Origin of the sequence: Isoptericola nanjingensis, assembly GCF_050311635.1 — a bacterium.
GTDB lineage: Bacteria > Actinomycetota > Actinomycetes > Actinomycetales > Cellulomonadaceae > Isoptericola > Isoptericola nanjingensis.
In genome coordinates this window covers 501,394-518,608 of record NZ_JBNOZL010000003.1, presented here as the reverse complement: position 1 = coordinate 518,608, position 17,215 = coordinate 501,394, and the positions used below count along the sequence as shown (strand labels likewise).

At 73.9% G+C, this 17,215-nt stretch carries 14 protein-coding genes; 7 read left to right on the top strand and 7 right to left on the bottom strand.

The window, feature by feature from the left end; genetic code table 11:
* Positions 1 to 8 precede the first annotated feature (8 nt).
* Positions 9 to 737 carry a DUF5701 family protein gene (locus ACQP6G_RS07935; RefSeq protein ID WP_429763729.1) on the bottom strand — a complete coding sequence of 243 codons (729 nt, stop codon included), beginning with the start codon at positions 735 to 737 and terminating at the stop codon, positions 9 to 11.
* A 253-nt stretch (positions 738 to 990) separates the two neighbouring features.
* Between ACQP6G_RS07935 and acnA the strand changes: the two genes are divergently transcribed.
* Positions 991 to 3,756 carry an aconitate hydratase AcnA gene (gene acnA / locus ACQP6G_RS07930; RefSeq protein WP_429763728.1) on the top strand — a complete coding sequence of 922 codons (2,766 nt, stop codon included), beginning with the start codon at positions 991 to 993 and terminating at the stop codon, positions 3,754 to 3,756.
* Between the two features lie 61 nt (positions 3,757 to 3,817).
* Here acnA and ACQP6G_RS07925 read toward each other — a convergent pair whose 3' ends face one another.
* Entirely contained in the window at positions 3,818 to 4,684 is an 867-nt protein-coding gene (locus ACQP6G_RS07925) for an alpha/beta fold hydrolase (protein ID WP_429763727.1), read from the bottom strand.
* Between the two features lie 82 nt (positions 4,685 to 4,766).
* Between ACQP6G_RS07925 and ACQP6G_RS07920 the strand changes: the two genes are divergently transcribed.
* On the top strand, positions 4,767 to 5,468 hold the full coding sequence (locus tag ACQP6G_RS07920; RefSeq protein WP_429763726.1) for a TetR/AcrR family transcriptional regulator: 702 nt from the start codon (positions 4,767 to 4,769) through the stop codon (positions 5,466 to 5,468).
* A gap of 15 nt (positions 5,469 to 5,483) precedes the next feature.
* Here ACQP6G_RS07920 and ACQP6G_RS07915 read toward each other — a convergent pair whose 3' ends face one another.
* From ACQP6G_RS07915 to guaB1, 4 genes are read right to left on the bottom strand one after another with little or no spacing between them, the layout of a single operon-like run.
* Positions 5,484 to 5,951 carry a DUF1801 domain-containing protein gene (locus ACQP6G_RS07915; RefSeq protein ID WP_429763725.1) on the bottom strand — a complete coding sequence of 156 codons (468 nt, stop codon included), beginning with the start codon at positions 5,949 to 5,951 and terminating at the stop codon, positions 5,484 to 5,486.
* Between the two features lie 34 nt (positions 5,952 to 5,985).
* Positions 5,986 to 6,933 carry an aminoglycoside phosphotransferase family protein gene (locus ACQP6G_RS07910; RefSeq protein WP_429763724.1) on the bottom strand — a complete coding sequence of 316 codons (948 nt, stop codon included), beginning with the start codon at positions 6,931 to 6,933 and terminating at the stop codon, positions 5,986 to 5,988.
* A 51-nt stretch (positions 6,934 to 6,984) separates the two neighbouring features.
* A complete protein-coding gene (locus ACQP6G_RS07905) occupies positions 6,985 to 7,677 on the bottom strand; it encodes an NUDIX hydrolase (RefSeq protein ID WP_429763723.1) in 693 nt (230 codons plus the stop codon).
* A gap of 7 nt (positions 7,678 to 7,684) precedes the next feature.
* Positions 7,685 to 9,133, bottom strand: coding sequence for a GMP reductase (guaB1, locus tag ACQP6G_RS07900; protein ID WP_429763721.1), 1,449 nt, complete (start codon positions 9,131 to 9,133; stop codon positions 7,685 to 7,687).
* 194 nt (positions 9,134 to 9,327) lie between these two features.
* On the opposite strand from guaB1, the gene dxs reads away from it, so the two are divergent.
* From dxs to ACQP6G_RS07875, 5 genes are all read left to right on the top strand, one after another.
* On the top strand, positions 9,328 to 11,214 hold the full coding sequence (gene dxs, locus ACQP6G_RS07895; protein WP_429763720.1) for a 1-deoxy-D-xylulose-5-phosphate synthase: 1,887 nt from the start codon (positions 9,328 to 9,330) through the stop codon (positions 11,212 to 11,214).
* 71 nt (positions 11,215 to 11,285) lie between these two features.
* Positions 11,286 to 11,951: an HAD family hydrolase gene (locus tag ACQP6G_RS07890; protein WP_429763719.1), complete on the top strand. Its 666-nt coding sequence runs from the start codon at positions 11,286 to 11,288 to the stop codon at positions 11,949 to 11,951.
* 106 nt (positions 11,952 to 12,057) lie between these two features.
* Positions 12,058 to 14,313 carry a formate C-acetyltransferase gene (gene pflB, locus ACQP6G_RS07885; RefSeq protein ID WP_429763718.1) on the top strand — a complete coding sequence of 752 codons (2,256 nt, stop codon included), beginning with the start codon at positions 12,058 to 12,060 and terminating at the stop codon, positions 14,311 to 14,313.
* Positions 14,314 to 14,315: 2 nt separating this feature from the next.
* Positions 14,316 to 15,200, top strand: a complete 885-nt coding sequence (gene pflA, locus ACQP6G_RS07880) for a pyruvate formate-lyase-activating protein (RefSeq protein ID WP_429763717.1) — start codon at positions 14,316 to 14,318, stop codon at positions 15,198 to 15,200.
* Between the two features lie 18 nt (positions 15,201 to 15,218).
* Positions 15,219 to 15,986 (top strand): PIG-L deacetylase family protein, encoded by a 768-nt coding sequence (locus tag ACQP6G_RS07875; protein WP_429763716.1) that lies wholly within the window; start codon positions 15,219 to 15,221, stop codon positions 15,984 to 15,986.
* A 15-nt stretch (positions 15,987 to 16,001) separates the two neighbouring features.
* Here ACQP6G_RS07875 and ACQP6G_RS07870 read toward each other — a convergent pair whose 3' ends face one another.
* Positions 16,002 to 17,105, bottom strand: a complete 1,104-nt coding sequence (locus ACQP6G_RS07870; protein WP_429763715.1) for a carboxylate-amine ligase — start codon at positions 17,103 to 17,105, stop codon at positions 16,002 to 16,004.
* Positions 17,106 to 17,215 lie beyond the last annotated feature (110 nt).

Sequence of the window (17,215 nt, the reverse complement as noted above, 5' to 3'; positions counted from 1 at the left end):
TCCCCGGGTCAGGGGTGACGAGCGGCCGTGGACGCGAAGCCGAGCCACGTGTGCCGGTTGCGCCACCAGCACCAGCCGACCTTGGGGGCGCCGCGCCGCTCGCTGCCGTCACGGCCGGTCCCGCTCGAGATCCACACGGCGGGGGTGCGCGCGTCGTAGGTCCCGTCCGGCCGGCGCAGCCGGGAGCCGATCGTCATGAAGCAGAGGTTCCGGGCGAGGACGTCGGGGGACTGCAGCACCCAGTGGATCCCCTCGGCGAGGGTGAGCGGGCTGCGACCCTGCGCGGCGATCGCCGGCTCCGCCTCCTCGGGCGACCAGTTCGCCATCTCGTCGCCCCGGTCGAGGCCGGCGACGGCGTAGACGTCGGCGTCCGGCACGTCGACGCCGGGCATGGGCACGAAGTCGTCCGCGTCGGTCATGTCGACGACGACGAAGCCCGCGCGCTCCACGGCGCGTCCGCGGACCGTCGTCGTGCGGCGCAGGTGCCCGGCGAGGGCGGACGGCGGCAGGACGCGCGGGTGGACCACCAGGAGCGACCCGGCCGGGGCCGTGCGCTCCAGCGCCGCGGCGGCGTCGCGCAGCGCGGCGGGGGAGAGCGCCTGCGGGGGCACGACGTCGCGCGCCAGGAGGAGCTCGGCCTGCGCGGTGAGCGAGGGCAGCCGGGGCAGGCCGCCGGTCGCGACAGCGGCGCGGGCGTCGGACGGGGCGGCAGAGGTCGTGGGCGTGCGCGACGGCATGGGCGTCCTTCCGGTCGAGGGCAGCAGCACAACGCGCTGGCCACGACGGTTGTTCCCGTGCGCCGTACGGAAATCTGCCCGCGCACCGGGCCGGGGACCTGACGCCGAGATATCTTGACGTCAAGATATATGGGCTATGCTGAGCAGGTGCCCGGCGTACGCTGGGCGGAGCCCCCCAGAACCACGGCGTCGGAACCGTCGCGCCGCAGCGCGCACGGTGCCCTCGCCGGCCAGCCCCGCAGAAGGAGCCGCAGTGAGCAGCGTGGACACGTTCGGATCGAAGGGAACGCTGGAGGTCGGCGGGAAGGCCTACGAGATCTTCCGCCTCTCCGCCGTCGAGGGCGCCGAGCGCCTCCCGTACTCCCTGAAGATCCTCGCCGAGAACCTCCTGCGCACCGAGGACGGCGCCAACATCACGGCCGACCACGTGCGCGCCCTCGCGTCCTGGGACCCGGACGCCCAGCCCGACACGGAGATCCAGTTCACGCCCGCCCGCGTGATCATGCAGGACTTCACCGGCGTGCCCTGCGTCGTCGACCTCGCCACGATGCGCGAGGCCGTCGCGGAGCTCGGCGGCGACCCGAAGCGGATCAACCCGCTCGCCCCCGCCGAGATGGTCATCGACCACTCCGTGCAGATCGACGTCGCCGGCCGTGCGGACGCCTTCGCCCGCAACGTCGAGTTCGAGTACGAGCGCAACCACGAGCGCTACCAGTTCCTGCGCTGGGGCCAGACGGCGTTCGACGACTTCAAGGTCGTCCCGCCGGGCACCGGCATCGTGCACCAGGTCAACATCGAGTACCTGGCGCGCACGATCATGACCCGCGAGGTGGAGGTCGACGGGCAGAGCGTGCTGCGCGCCTACCCCGACACCTGCGTCGGCACCGACTCGCACACCACGATGGTCAACGGCCTCGGCGTGCTGGGCTGGGGCGTCGGCGGCATCGAGGCCGAGGCGGCCATGCTCGGCCAGCCGGTGTCGATGCTCATCCCGCGCGTCGTCGGCTTCAAGCTGTCGGGCTCCATCCCGGCCGGCGTGACCGCCACCGACGTCGTGCTCACGATCACCCAGATGCTGCGCCAGCACGGCGTCGTCGGGAAGTTCGTCGAGTTCTACGGCGCGGGCGTCGCCCAGGTGCCGCTGGCCAACCGCGCCACCATCGGCAACATGAGCCCCGAGTTCGGCTCGACCGCCGCGATCTTCCCGATCGACGACGTCACCCTCGACTACCTGCGCCTCACGGGCCGCAGCGACGAGCAGCTCGCGCTCGTCGAGGCGTACGCCAAGGAGCAGGGCCTGTGGCTCGACCCGAGCTCGGCGTCCTACGTCGAGCCGAAGTTCTCGGAGTACCTCGAGCTGGACCTCGGCACCGTCGTGCCGTCGATCGCCGGCCCGAAGCGCCCGCAGGACCGCATCGAGCTGTCGCACGCCAAGTCGGCGTTCGCCCGCGACCTGCCGGCCTACGCCCCCGAGGTCATCGACTCCGTGGACGAGGCCGAGAAGGAGTCCTTCCCGGCCTCCGACTCGCCGTCCACCCACGCCCAGGTGCGTCGCACCGTGCCGGTGACGGACAGCGAGGGCAAGCAGTTCGACCTGTTCCACGGCGCGGTCGCGATCGCGTCGATCACGTCGTGCACCAACACGTCGAACCCGTCCGTCATGCTCGCGGCGGCGCTCCTGGCCAAGAAGGCCGTGGAGAAGGGCCTCGTGTCGAAGCCCTGGGTCAAGACGTCCATGGCGCCCGGCTCGCAGGTCGTGACCAACTACTACGAGAAGGCCGGCCTCTGGCCCTACCTCGAGAAGCTCGGCTTCCACCTGGTCGGCTACGGCTGCGCCACCTGCATCGGCAACTCCGGCCCGCTGGACGAGAAGATCTCGGAGTCGGTCAACGAGCACGACCTCGCCGTCGTCTCGGTGCTGTCCGGCAACCGGAACTTCGAGGGCCGCATCAACCCCGACGTGAAGATGAACTACCTGGCGTCGCCGCCGCTGGTCATCGCGTACGCGCTCGCGGGCACGATGGAGTTCGACTTCGAGTCCGACCCGCTGGGCCGCGACGAGGCCGGCGACCCGGTGTTCCTGCGGGACATCTGGCCGACGCCGGAGGAGGTCCAGGCCACGATCGACGCCTCGATCGACCGCGACATGTTCACCAAGGACTACGCGGACGTCTTCACCGGCGACGAGCGGTGGCGCGCATTGGAGACCCCGGAGGGCGACACGTTCTCCTGGGACGGCGAGTCCACCTACGTCCGCAAGCCCCCGTACTTCGAGGGCATGGGCGCCGAGCCGTCGCCGGTCACCGACATCTCCGGCGCCCGCGTGCTGGCGAAGCTGGGCGACTCGGTCACGACCGACCACATCTCGCCCGCCGGCTCCATCAAGGCGGACAGCCCGGCCGGCAAGTACCTGGCCGAGCACGGCGTGGGCCGCCGCGACTTCAACAGCTACGGCTCGCGCCGCGGCAACCACGAGGTCATGATCCGCGGCACGTTCGCGAACATCCGCCTCAAGAACCAGCTGCTCGACGGCGTCGAGGGCGGCTTCACGTTCAACTTCGTGAAGAACGCCCAGGACACCATCTACGACGCGGCGCAGGACTACGCGGCGCAGGGCACCCCGCTGGTCGTGCTCGGCGGCAAGGAGTACGGCTCCGGCTCGTCGCGCGACTGGGCCGCCAAGGGCACCGCGCTGCTGGGTGTCAAGGCCGTCATCACCGAGTCGTTCGAGCGCATCCACCGCTCCAACCTCATCGGCATGGGCGTGCTGCCGCTGCAGTTCCCGGCCGGCGAGAACGCCGAGTCGCTGGGCCTCGACGGCACCGAGACGTTCGACATCGCGGGCATCACCGCGCTGAACGACGGCGCCACCCCGGAGACGGTCAAGGTCACCGCCGCCAAGGCGGACGGCTCGACCGTCGAGTTCGACGCCGTGGTGCGCATCGACACGCCCGGTGAGGCGGACTACTACCGCAACGGCGGCATCCTGCAGTACGTGCTGCGCTCGCTCGTCGCCTGACGGGCCCCGCACCGACGGCGCCCCGTCCCTCCCGCGCGGAGGGGCGGGGCGCCGTCGTCCGTCACGGCGTGACGGCGGGCAGGGGCGCCGTGACGTGCGCGACGACGGCCGCCACGACCGCCGGGTCGTCGAGCACCCGGTTGTGGCCGAGGCCGCGGATGGTGAGGAGCGTGCTGCCCGGCACCGCCGCGTGCAGGAGGGGCGCGCCCGTGGGCAGCGACATGCGGTCGTCGTCGTCCTGGACGAGCAGCGTCGCGACGCGCTCCGGGACGGGGTGCGCGACGAGGTCGATCCGGGAGCGGACGCCGCGCACGCCGCCCCGGAAGGTGCGCTCGACGTGGTCGCAGAACCGGTCGTGCAGCCCGGCGGGCATCCCGACCAGGCGCAGGAACGACTCCGCGATCGCGTCGAAGCCTGTCATCGCGGCCACCGAGACGAAGCGGTCGACGGGCAGTCCGTCGGCGAGGGAGAGCCCGGCCGCGAGGGCGCCCAGGGAGTGCCCGACGACGGCGGTGAGCGGCCCCTCGGCGTCGTGCACGGCGCGGATCGCCGCCATGTGCTCGAGGGCTGACATGCGCCGGCCGCTCGACGCGCCGTGGGCGACGCCGTCGAACGACACGACGCCCAGGCCGGCCGCCTCGAGGGACGTGACGAGCCCCGCGAACCGCGAGGCCCGGCTCTTCCAGCCGTGCACGAGGAGCACGGTGGGCGCCCGGGGGTCGCCCCACCGGTAGGTCACGACGCGCTCGCCGTCGACGTGGACCGCGCCCCGGCGGGCGCGCTCGTGCACGGCGCGGTCGGCGGGGCGGACGTCGGCGGGCGGGCCGACGTACCAGAACGCCCGGGCGGCGACCCGGACCGCGAGCGGGGGAGCGACGGCGGACAGCGCGCGCAGGCCGGCGCTGACAGGGGCGGGGACGTAGGGCACGACGACCTCCAGGTGAGGGCCACGAGATATCTGAACGAACGTTCGCACAGTAACACTGAACGAACGGTCGTACACTCATCCCGTGAGCACCGAGACGCCGACCACCCCGACAGGCCGCTCGACCCACGCCCCGACGGGCGACCCGGGCGACGCGCCGACCGACGGCCGCCGCGTGCGTGGGGACCGGTCCCGCCGCGCCGTCCTCGACCTCGCCGTCCAGGACGCGTCGGTCCGCGGGCTCGAGGCCCTCACGCTCGGCTCCCTGGCCGCGCGGCTGCCGGTCAACAAGAGCGGTATCGCAGGCCTGTTCGGCGGCAAGGAGGGCCTGCAGCTCGCAGCCGTGGAGCACGCCCGGGGCATGTTCGTCGAGGCCGTCGTCGAGCCCGCGCGGGTGGCGGGGCCGGGGCTGGCCCGGCTGTGGTCGCTGGTGCGGTGCTGGTCGGACTACTCCCGCCGCCGGGTGTTCGCGGGCGGCTGCTTCTTCCGCACGGTGGAGGTCGAGTTCGACACGCAGGACGGGGTGGTGCGCGACGCGGTCGTCACGGCACACCGCGACTGGACGTCCTACCTGCGCCGGCACGCGGAGCTGGCGGTGGAGGCCGGGGAGCTCGCGGCCGGCACCGACGTCGACCAGCTCGCCTTCGAGATCACCGCGATGCTGAACGCCGCCAACGACGGCTCGCTGCTGCTCGGCGACGACGCCGTCTACGACCGTGCGCTCGCGGCCGTGCGGGGGGCCCTCGTGGCCCGCGGCGCGGACCCGGTGGCCGTCGCCGCGGGCTGACGGCCGTCGGTGGGGTCAGCGCGGCGCCGACGCGGGGTCGCCGCCCTCGCGCGCCCGCAGCCCGTACGTCCCCGTCGTGAGCGTGGCGTAGGACGCGGCGACGATCTCCTCCAGGACGCCGAGGTCCACCTGCGTGAGGTCCTTGAGGTAGAGGCAGCCGACGCCGGTGGTGTGCGGGCCCAGGCGGGCGAGGGCGTCGGCGTGCGCCTCGACGCCGTCGGAGAGGTAGACGACCGACGCAGCCGCCCGCGGGGAGAACCCGGCGGCGGCCGCGTGGCTCGTGCGCCCGCTGGCGTAGGCGTACCGGTACTCGCCGAACCCCACGATCGAGGTGCCGAACATCCGCGCGGGCTGCCCGGTGGCACGCTCCATCAGCGCGAGCAGCGTCTCCGCGTCCCTCCGGCGCGCGGGGCGCGCGACGGAGGCGACGACCGCGCGCGGGTCGGCGTCGCTCCAGGTGGTCTTCTGCGTGTCGCGGGCCATGCCTCGAGTCTGCCGCAGCGATGCCGTCCGCCGCTCAGGCAGCGCCGTCGAGCAGCGCCGCGAGGGCGTGCCGGCCGATCGGCACCATGCGGGGGTGCTGCTCGGGGTGCACGAGCATGTTCGTCGCGTACAGCAGCGACCAGCCCGCGGCGCGCGCCCACGTCGCCTCGTCCCAGCCGCTGCCGCCGTTGGCCAGGGCCTGGATCTCGGCCCGGCAGGCGGCCCGGCCCTCGTCGTCGAAACACAGCCACAGCGACCCCAGGTCGGAGGCGGGGTCGCCGGACGTCACGTCGCCCCAGTCGACGACGGCGGCCAGCCGGTCCGCCCGCCCGCCCGCGCCGGGCGCCACGACGAGGTTCGCGGGGTGCGGGTCGCCGTGCAGCCACACCGGCGGGCCGTCGGACGCGGGGGCGTCCAGCGCACGCTCCCAGACGCGGCGTGCCGCCCCCCGGGCCTCCGCCGGGACCACCGCCAGACGCTCGTCGAGGGCGGCGGGTTCGCGCGCCTCGGCACGCTCGCGCAGGGGCACCCCGCGCACCGGGTTCGGCGGCGCGCCCTCCGGGGCGGGGGTGTGCACCGCGGCGAGGAGCCGGCCGAGCGTGCCCGCCCAGGCGGTGCGGGCGGCCACGGACGTCGCCTCCGCGCTCACCCCGTCCGCCCACGGCACGACGTTCCAGGGCCACGGGTAGCCGAGCGCGGTGCTCGGTCGCCCGACACGGACGGGCACGGGCACGACGACGTCGGGCGCCGCCGCGCGGAGCCGGGCGGCCAGCGCGGGGAGCGCCCGCTGCTCGTGCTCGACGAGAGGCGCGGCCAGGGCGCGCCGTGGCAGCCGCACCGCCAGGTCGTCGCCGAGCCGCACCATGACGTTGTCCCAGCCGTGGGCGACGATCTCCAGCGGACGGTCCGCCAGGTCGGGGTGCTGCTCGGCGAGCAGCGCGCGGGTCAGGCGGACGTCGACGTCGATCTCGGCGGCAGGCACCCGGGCATCATCCCAGGCGACGGGGTCGACGACGGCGCGGGCGTCGGCGGCTCAGAGCTCGCGCTCGCGGGAGTGGTCCCACGGCTCGGTCCACCCGAGGCGGTCGAACGCGGCGTCGAGGATCCCCGCGGTGAAGCCCCACACCAGGTGGGGCACGCCCGCGCCGTCGAGCACCTCGAAGCCGGGCCCGCGCCAGGTGCGCCCGGCGCGGTGCAGCACCGTCGTGACCCGGTGCTCCGGGTCCAGCAGGTCGGCGACGGGGGCGCGGAAGACGTGCGCCGACTCGGCGACGTCGACCACGCGCACCGGCGTGGGCCGCGCCCACCACCCGAGCACGGGCGTGACCAGGTGGTTGCTCACCGGCATCGGGAGCTGGGCGAGCGTGCCGAGCACCTCGACCCCGGCGGCGTCGAGCCCGGTCTCCTCGACCGCCTCGCGCAGCGCGGCGTCGACGGGGCCCTCGCCGTCCTCCGCGCGCCCGCCGGGGAACGCGACCTGCCCGGCATGCGAACGCAGCGTCTCCGCCCGCTCCAGGAGCAGGACGTCGAGGTCGTGAGCGACGGCGAGGGCCTGGGCGTCGTGGTCGGCGGCGAGGTCGTCCAGCACCCCGAAGAGCACGAGGACGGCCGCGGGGCGCGCGGACGCGGCGTCCAGGTCGCCCCGCGCCAGCCCCCAGTCGGACAGGAAGCGGCGGTCTGCCGCCAGTGCAGCGAGCTGGGCGCGCGCGGCGGCCGTCCCCCTCACGGCCTGCTCACCAGCTCGTGGCGACCGGCATGCCCTCGGCGTAGCCGGCGGCGGACTGCACGCCGACCAGCGCGCGTTCGTGGAACTCCCCGAGCGTGCGCGCCCCGGCGTAGGTGCAGCTGGAGCGCAGGCCCGAGGTGATCTCGTCGAGCAGGTCCTCGACGCCCGGGCGCAGCGGGTCGACGTACATCTTCCCGGTGGAGATGCCCTCCTCGTAGAGGGCCTTGCGCGCGCGGCCGAAGGCGGTGCCCGCCCCGGCGGTGCGGGCCGCCACGGCCCGCGCGGAGGCCATGCCGAACGAGTCCTTGTACAGGCGGCCCGTGCCGTCGTCGTGCAGGTCGCCGGGCGACTCGTATGTGCCGGCGAACCACGAGCCGACCATCACCTGCGACGCGCCGGCGGCCAGCGCCAGCGCGACGTCGCGGGGGTGGCGCACGCCGCCGTCGGCCCACACGTGCTTGCCGAGCTCGCGCGCTGCAGCCGCGCACTCGAGCACGGCGGAGAACTGCGGGCGGCCCACGGCGGTCTGCATGCGCGTGGTGCACATCGCGCCCGGCCCGACGCCGACCTTGAGGATGTCGGCGCCCGCGGCGACGAGGTCGCGCACGCCGGCGGCGGTCACGACGTTGCCGGCCACGACCGGCACCTGCGGGTCGACGGAGCGGACGGCCTCGAGGGCCTGCAGCATCTTCGACTGGTGACCGTGCGCGGTGTCGACGACGAGCACGTCCACCCCCGCGTCGAGCAGCTCGCGGGTCTTGGCGGCCACGTCGCCGTTGATGCCGACGGCCGCGCCGATCCGCAGCCGGCCGGCGGCGTCGAGCGCGGGCCGGTACACGGACGAGCGCACGGCGCCCTTGCGGGTGAGGACGCCCGCCAGGACGCCGTCGCGCACGACGGGCGCGAGGTGGATCTTGGCGGCGTGCATGCGCTCGAACGTGGCCTCGAGCCCCTCGGCGTCGATCGCCGCGGCGTCGAGCGCGACGACGTCGTCCGACATCACCTGGTGCACCTGGGCGAACCGGTCGACGGCGGCGCAGTCGCCCTCCGTGACGACGCCCACGGGCTTGCCGTCGGCCACCACGACCGCCGCGCCGTGCGCGCGCTTGCCCAGCAGCGTCAGCACCGTGGAGACGGTGTCCGTGGGCGCCACGACGACGGGCGTCTCGATGACCGGGTCCTTGGACTTCACGTCGGCCACGACGTCGGCGACGACGTCGACCGGGATGTCCTGCGGGATGATCGCGATGCCGCCGCGGCGGGCGACCGTCTCGGACATCCGGCGGCCCGCGACGGCCGTCATGTTCGCCACGACGACCGGGATCGTCGTCCCCGTGCCGTCGTCGGTGGAGAGGTCGACGTCGAAGCGGCTGGTCACGTCCGAGCGGGACGGGACCATGAAGACGTCGCCGTAGGTGAGGTCGGTGGTGGGCTGCTGCCCGTCGAGAAAGCGCACAGGTGTCCCCTGAGAGGTGTGTCGGGAGAGGACGAGCTTCCTGGGTCGTCCCTCTGCCGAACGCTCGCCGGCGGTCACGTGTTCCCGTCGGCAGGGTCGAAACTACCCCGTGCGGCGCCGGTACGTGGGGCGCGACGGTTCGTGGGACGCTGCGGACCGCCTATTGTGGTGTGGCTATGAACGGGGAGGAACGCATGAGCCTGCTGAGCACCATCGGCTCGCCCGAGGACGTCCGCCGGCTCTCGCCGGAGCAGACGACGCGGCTCGCGGCGGAGATCCGGGCCTTCCTGGTCGACCAGGTGTCGCGCACCGGAGGGCATCTGGGGCCGAACCTGGGCGTCGTCGAGCTGACGATCGCGCTGCACCGCGTCTTCGCCTCCCCGCGGGACACCCTCGTGTTCGACACGGGCCACCAGGCGTACGTGCACAAGCTCCTTACGGGCCGGCAGGACTTCTCCGCGCTGCGCAAGGCGGGCGGCATGTCCGGCTACCCCTCGCGCGCCGAGTCCGAGCACGACGTCGTCGAGAACTCGCACGCCTCCACCGCGCTGTCGTGGGCCGACGGCGTGGCCAAGGCCAACGCCGTGCAGGGGCACCCGGAGCGGCACGTCGCCGCCGTCATCGGCGACGGCGCGCTCACGGGCGGCATGGCCTGGGAGGCGCTGAACAATATCGCGGCGTCGCAGGACCGCCGGCTCGTCATCGTCGTCAACGACAACGGGCGCTCCTACTCGCCGACGATCGGCGGCGTGGCCAACCACCTCGACACCCTGCGGACCACCCGCGGCTACGAGGCGTTCCTGTCGTGGGGCAAGCGCACGCTGCACCGCACGGGCGCGCCCGGCCGCTTCGCGTACGACTGGCTGCACGGGCTGAAGAAGGGCATCAAGGACGTCGTCGCGCCGCAGGGCATGTTCGAGGACCTCGGCCTGAAGTACGTCGGCCCGGTCGACGGGCACGACGTTGCGGCGATGGAGCAGGCGCTGCGCCGGGCCAAGGCCTACGGCGGGCCCGTGATCGTGCACGCCATCACCGAGAAGGGTCGCGGCTACACCCCGGCCGAGCAGGACGTCGCCGACCGTTTCCACGCCGTCGGTCAGATCCACCCCGAGACCGGCCTGCCCGTCGCGCCGTCGCGGTTCGGCTGGACCAAGGTCTTCGCCGACGAGATCGTGAAGATCGGCCGCGACCGGCCCGACGTCGTCGCCATCACCGCGGCGATGCTGCACCCGGTGGGCCTGGCGCCGTTCGCGCAGGAGTTCCCGGACCGCACCTTCGACGTGGGCATCGCCGAGCAGCACGCCGCGACCTCGGCGGCCGGCATGGCCTTCGCCGGGCTGCACCCGGTGGTCGCCGTCTACGCCACGTTCCTCAACCGCGCCTTCGACCAGGTGCTCATGGACGCCGCGCTGCACCGGGCGGGCGTGACGTTCGTGCTCGACCGGGCCGGGATCACCGGCGACGACGGGGCCAGCCACAACGGCATGTGGGACATGGCGATGCTGCGCATCGTCCCCGGGCTGCGGCTCGCCGCCCCCCGCGACGAGCCCACCCTGCGCGCAGCCCTGCGCGCGGCGGTGGACGTCGACGACGCGCCGACCGTCGTGCGCTACCCCAAGGGCGCGCTCTCCGACCCGCTCCCGGCCCTCGAGTCGCTCGACGGTGTCGACGTGGTGGCCCGGCACCCGTCCGCCCCCGGCGCGGACGGACGCAAGGTCCTCGTCGTGGGCGTGGGCTCGATGGTGGGCACGGCGCTCGCGGCGGGCGAGTCCCTGGCCGCGCACGGCCTGGCGGTCGACGTCGTCGCGCCGACGTGGGTGCTGCCGGTGCCCGAGGCGCTGGTGAAGCTGTCCGGCGAGCACGACCTCGTGCTCACGATCGAGGACGGCGTCGTCGACGGCGGCGTCGGCGCCATGACCGCCCAGCGGGCGGGGGAGCAGGGCGTGCGCACGCCGTTCGTGCACGTCGGCCTCCCGGTGGCCTTCCTCGACCACGCGAGCCGCGACCAGATCCTCGGCCAGCAGCGGATGCGGGCCGAGGACGCCGTGCGGGACACCCTCGCCGTGCTCGCCCGGGACTGACGCCACCCGCCACGGGGCCCGCGCGGCGAGACGGCCGGGTGCGACCGCGCCCCGGCCGTTAGCCTCCCGTCATGATCTGGCTCCTCGACCTCGACAACACCCTGGTGGGCCGCGCCGAGGCGTTCGAGGCGTGGGCGTCGGGCGAGGTCGACAGGGCCGGGCTGGGTCCCGCCGAGCTGGGCGCGATCCTCGCCGCCGACGAGGGCGGGCACGGCTCCAAGGAGGCGCTCGCGCGGGTGCTGATCGACCGCCTCGGCTGGGACGACGACGTCCCCGCCGCGATCCGGCGGTTCCGCGCCGGCATCCTCGACGGCGTCCGGGTGTACGACGGGGTCCTCCCGGCCCTCGACGCGCTGCGTGGCGCGGGTCACCGGGTCGCCGTCGTGACCAACGGGACGTCGGCCCAGCAGCGCGGCAAGATCGCGCGCTGCGGCCTCGGCGACCACGTCGACGCCGTCGTGGTGTCCGGGGAGGAAGGTGTCGCCAAGCCCGACCCGCGCCTGCTCGAGATCGCCCTCGAGCGACTGGGTGCGGCGGACGCGGACCGGCGCCAGGTCTGGATGGTCGGCGACGCCGGGCACGCCGACGTCGCGGCTGGGCGCGCGGCGGGCACGCGCACGGCGTGGGTCTCCCACGGTCGGTCGTGGGACGGGCCGGACCGGCCCGACGTCGTCGCGCCGACGACCCGCGCGGCCCTCGCGCTCGCGACGTCCCCTCCCGGCGTCGTCCTGGACTGAACCCGCGACCGGTTCGGCGGTGTCTGCGCGTCACAGCCGCTCGACATCGCTTGTGAGGACGTTCACGAATAGGCTGTGGTCATACCTCAGAAGGAGGGGGCTCCCCATGACCACCGACGCGGCACCCACCACGACCACCGCCTGGACGGGCTTCACCCCGGGGCCCTGGTGCGACGGCATCGACGTGCGCGACTTCATCCAGCGCAACTACACCCCGTACACGGGCGGCGATGGGTTCCTCGCGGGACCGACGGCGCGCACCACCGCGGTGTGGGAGCAGCTCTCGGCGATGTTCCCGGCCGAGCGCGAGAAGGGTGTCTACGACGTCGACCCGCACACGCCGGCGGGCATCACCGCGCACGGGCCGGGCTACATCGACCGGGACGCGGAGCTGATCGTCGGCCTGCAGACCGACGCCCCGCTCAAGCGCGCGATCATGCCGAACGGCGGCTGGCGCATGGTCGAGGGTGCGCTGAAGACCTACGGCTACCCGGTGGACGAGGACCTCAAGAAGGTCTTCTCCGAGTACCGCAAGACGCACAACCAGGGCGTCTTCGACGTCTACCCGCCGAACGTCCGCGCCGCCCGCAGCTCGCACGTCATCACCGGCCTGCCGGACGCCTACGGGCGCGGCCGCATCATCGGCGACTACCGCCGCGTGGCCCTGTACGGCGTCGACCAGCTGGTCGCCGCGAAGAAGGTCGACAAGCTCGGCCTCGACGTCCAGCCGTTCAGCGAGTCCGTCGTGCGCGAGCGCGAGGAGCACGCGGAGCAGATCCGCGCGCTGGGCGAGCTCAAGGAGATGGCCGCGTCGTACGGGTACGACATCTCGGGCCCGGCGACGACGGCGCGCGAGGCCGTGCAGTGGCTCTACTTCGGCTACCTCGCCGCGGTGAAGGAGCAGAACGGCGCCGCGATGTCGCTCGGCCGCACGTCGACCTTCCTCGACGTCTACATCGAGCGCGACCTGGCCGCCGGGCGGCTCACCGAGCCCGAGGCGCAGGAGATCGTCGACGATTTCGTCATCAAGCTGCGGATCGTGCGCTTCCTGCGCACCCCCGAGTACGACGCGCTGTTCTCCGGCGACCCGACCTGGGTCACCGAGACCATCGGCGGGATGGGCGAGGACGGCCGGCCCCTCGTCACGAAGAACTCGTTCCGCTTCCTGCAGACCCTGTACAACCTGGGCCCGGCGCCCGAGCCGAACATGACGGTCTTCTGGAGCCCTCGGCTGCCCGCGGGGTTCAAGGAGTTCTGCGCCAAGGTGTCGATCGACACGTCCGCGGTGCAGTACGAGTCGGACGAGCAGATCCGCCCCGCGTGGGGCGACGACGCCGCCATCGCGTGCTGCGTCTCGCCGATGGCCGTCGGCAAGCAGATGCAGTTCTTCGGCGCCCGCGTGAACCTCGCCAAGGCGCTGCTGTACGCGATCAACGGCGGCAGGGACGAGGTCACCGGGAAGCAGGTCTCGCCGGCGTTCCCCGCCGTCACGCCGGGGCTGCCGCTGGACTACGACGACGTACGCGCCCGCTTCGACCGCACCATGGACTGGCTCGCCGAGACGTACGTCGAGGCGCTGAACTGCATCCACTGGTCGCACGACAAGTACGCGTACGAGCGGCTCGAGATGGCCCTCCACGACAAGGACGTGCTGCGCACCATGGCCTGCGGCATCGCCGGCCTGTCGGTCGCGGCGGACTCCCTCTCGGCCATCCGGTACGCCACCGTCACCCCGGTGACCGACGAGCGCGGCATCGTCGTCGACTACGAGACGGACGGCGACTGGCCCGCCTACGGCAACGACGACGACCGCGTCGACGCCATCGCCGTCGAGCTGGTCGAGTCGTTCATGGCGAAGATCCGCAGCCACCGGATGTACCGCGACGCGGTGCCCACGCAGTCGGTGCTGACGATCACGTCCAACGTGGTCTACGGCAAGGCGACCGGGAACACGCCGGACGGCCGCCGCGCGGGGGAGCCCTTCTCGCCCGGCGCCAACCCGATGAACGGCCGCGACACGCACGGCATGCTCGCCTCGGCGCTGTCCGTCGCGAAGCTGCCCTACGACCAGGCGCAGGACGGGATCTCGCTGACCAACACCGTCGTGCCGTCCGGCCTCGGCCGCACCCGCGAGGAGCAGGTCGCGAACCTCGCCGGCCTGCTCGACGCCTCGGTGGGCGCCGACGGCTACCACATGAACGTCAACGTCCTCGTGCGCGAGACGCTCGAGGACGCGATGGAGCACCCGGAGAAGTACCCGCAGCTCACGATCCGCGTCTCCGGCTACGCGGTGAACTTCGTGCGGCTGACCCGCGAGCAGCAGCTCGACGTGCTGTCGCGGACCTTCCATGGGGGGCTCTGACCATGACTGCCGGCCCGGCGTTGCTGGACGCCCCCTCCCGGCGCCGGGCCGGCGCCGGCCTCGGGGGAATCAGGTCCGTGGGGAGCGAGACCGTGGACACCGCTGAGGTGGGCCGCTCCGACCGCCTGGCGCTGATGCGCTCGGGGGAGCTCGGCTCGGTGCACTCCTGGGAGCTCGTGACCGCCGTCGACGGCCCGGGGACGCGGCTGACGGTGTTCCTCAGCGGCTGCCCGCTGCGCTGCCTGTACTGCCACAACCCCGACACCCTGGCGATGAAGGACGGCGAGCCCGTCCTCACCGAGGACCTGCTGGCCCGCGTGGCGCGCTACCGCGGCATCTTCTCCGCGACGGGCGGCGGCGTCACGCTGTCGGGCGGCGAGGTGCTCATGCAGCCCGCGTTCGCCGCGCGGGTCCTGCGCGGAGCGAAGGAGCTCGGGGTGCACACGACGCTCGACACCTCGGGCTTCCTCGGCGCCAACGCGACCGACGCGATGCTCCACGACACGGACCTGGTGCTGCTCGACATCAAGGCGGGCGACGAGGAGACCTACCGGCGCGTGACGGGACGCTCCCTGGCGCCCACGCTCCGCTTCGGCCGCCGCCTCGCCGAGCGCGGCGTCACGGTCTGGGTGCGGTTCGTCCTCGTGCCCGGCCTCACCGACGACCCGGAGAACGTCGCCGCCGTCGCCCGGCACGCGGCGGACATCGAGGCCGTGCGCCCCGGCACGGTCGAGCGCGTCGAGGTGCTGCCGTTCCACCAGATGGCCCGCGACAAGTGGGCCGAGCTCGGGCGCACCTACGAGCTCGACGGCACCGAGCCGCCGACGCCGGAGGCGACCGAGGCCGTGCGCGAGGTCTTCCGCGCCCACGGGCTGACGACCTACTGAGTCGCTAGCGTGGTCGGCATGGCGACGACACCCGACCGTGCCGACGAGGACGCCCCGCTGCGCCCCCTCGACGAGACCTGGACGACGGCGCTCGCGGTGGTGGCGCACCCCGACGACATGGAGTTCGGCGCGGCCGCGGCCGTCGCCCGCTGGACGGGCCAGGGCAAGCGGGTCGTCTACAGCATGGTGACCAGCGGCGAGGCCGGGATCGACGGCATCCACCCCGACGAGGCGCGCCGGGTGCGCGAGGCCGAGCAGATCGCCTCCGCGAGGGCCGTCGGCGTCGAGGAGGTCGAGTTCCTCGGGTTCGCCGACGGGGTGATCGAGTACGGCCTGCCGCTACGCCGGGCGATCGCGGGCGCCGTGCGCCGGCACCGGCCGGAGGTCGTCATCACCGGCAACTACCGCGAGACCTTCCCCGGCGGGATGCTCAACCAGGCCGACCACGTCGCGACCGGGCGCGCCGTCGTCGACGCGGTGCGCGACGCCGGCAACCGGTGGGTCTTCACCGATCAGCTCGAGGCCGAGGGGTTCCAGCCGTGGGGCGGCGTGCGTCAGGTGTGGGTCGCCGGGTCGCCCGACGCGGGGCACGCGGTCGACGTCACCGACACGTTCGACGCCGGCGTCGCGTCGCTGCGGGCCCACGCCGCCTACCTGGACGGTCTCGGGTGGGAGCACTTCGACCCGGCCGAGTTCCTCGCCCGGATGACGTCGGCCACGGGGCCGCGCCTCGGCGTGCAGCACGCGACCCCGTTCGAGGTGCTCCGCATGGGCTGGGACGACTGACGCGGGACCGCACGCTCAGGCGTGGGTGACCTCGACGGCGCGGTCCACGACGGCGCGCAGGTCGCCCGACTCCGCGTGCCACGCGCGCTGCCGTGCCGCACCGCCGCCCCCGGCCCACAGCCGTCCGAGGAGCTCGGTGACCGCGTCCAGGTCGCCGTCGTCGGCGAGTGCCTCGCGCACGTGCGCCACGAGCTGCCCGACGACGTCGTGCGCGGGTGCGGGCTGCCACGTGTGCGGCGACAACAGCTCCGTCGAGAGCCCCGAGCGACCTGCGCGCCACGAGGCGGTGCGCAGCAGCTCGGGCCGCAGCACCGGCGCGGCGAGCCCTTCCGAGGCCTCGCGAGCCGCCGTCTCGACGAGTCCGCGGGCGAGGGCGCCCAGCAGGGTGGCCGTGTCGGCGTCGAGGCAGACGTCGGCGACGCGGATCTCGACGGTGGGGTAGCGGGAGGAGAGCCGGGCGTCGAAGTACACCATGTTCTGGTCGAGGATCGTCCCGGTGGCGACGAGGTCGTCGACCGCCTGCCGGTAGCCCTCCGGCGACCCGAAGGAGCGGGCCGGCCCGGACGTGGGCCAGCGCGCCCACACCTGGGAGCGGTAGCTGGCGAAGCCGGAGTCCTCGCCCTGCCAGAAGGGCGAGTTCGCGCTCAGCGCGAGCAGCACGGACAGCCACGGCCCGATGCGGTCGAGGACGGCCACGCCCTCGGCGTCGTCGGCCACGGCGACGTGCACGTGGCAGCCGCTGGTGAGCTGCTCGCGGGCCGTGAGGCCGAACGCCGCCCGCGCCTCCAGGTAGCGCAGCCGCGCCACGGTCGTGCCCTCGAACGGCCACGGGGACGTGGCCAGCGCCGCGACGCGCACCCCGACCCGGTCGGCCGCCGCCTGGGCGCGCTGCCGGCCCGCGCGGACCTCCGCGGCGAGGTCGGTGAGCTCGTGGCGCGGGTGGGTCGCCGTCTCGAGCTGTTCCTCCATGAACTCGGTCTCGAGCGCGCCTCCGCCGGTCTCGGGGGACCTCGTCAGGTCGACGCCGGAGGCGTCGAGCGCCTCGCTGGCCCGTGCGACCGGCCGTCCGTCGTCCCCGACCAGCAGGAACTCCTCCTCGATACCCATGGTCCGCTTCATGCGGGGAAGTCTCACACGCGTGCGTGATCGTCGCGCACTTCCGCCGGCCCCCGGGACTTCGCGGCGAGGACGTCCCGGGCGTCGGGCGCTGCCCTCCCTCCTACCGAGGC

What these genes read in the sequence shown, in the direction of transcription:
- ACQP6G_RS07935 (WP_429763729.1), bottom strand. Translation starts at nt 737, where the DNA reads ATGCCGTCGCGCACGCCCACGACCTCTGCCGCCCCGTCCGACGCCCGC.
- ACQP6G_RS07915 (WP_429763725.1), bottom strand. Translation starts at nt 5,951, where the DNA reads ATGGCCCGCGACACGCAGAAGACCACCTGGAGCGACGCCGACCCGCGC.
- dxs (WP_429763720.1), top strand. Translation starts at nt 9,328, where the DNA reads ATGAGCCTGCTGAGCACCATCGGCTCGCCCGAGGACGTCCGCCGGCTC.
- ACQP6G_RS07890 (WP_429763719.1), top strand. Translation starts at nt 11,286, where the DNA reads ATGATCTGGCTCCTCGACCTCGACAACACCCTGGTGGGCCGCGCCGAG.
- pflB (WP_429763718.1), top strand. Translation starts at nt 12,058, where the DNA reads ATGACCACCGACGCGGCACCCACCACGACCACCGCCTGGACGGGCTTC.
- pflA (WP_429763717.1), top strand. Translation starts at nt 14,316, where the DNA reads ATGACTGCCGGCCCGGCGTTGCTGGACGCCCCCTCCCGGCGCCGGGCC.
- ACQP6G_RS07875 (WP_429763716.1), top strand. Translation starts at nt 15,219, where the DNA reads ATGGCGACGACACCCGACCGTGCCGACGAGGACGCCCCGCTGCGCCCC.
- ACQP6G_RS07870 (WP_429763715.1), bottom strand. Translation starts at nt 17,105, where the DNA reads ATGAAGCGGACCATGGGTATCGAGGAGGAGTTCCTGCTGGTCGGGGAC.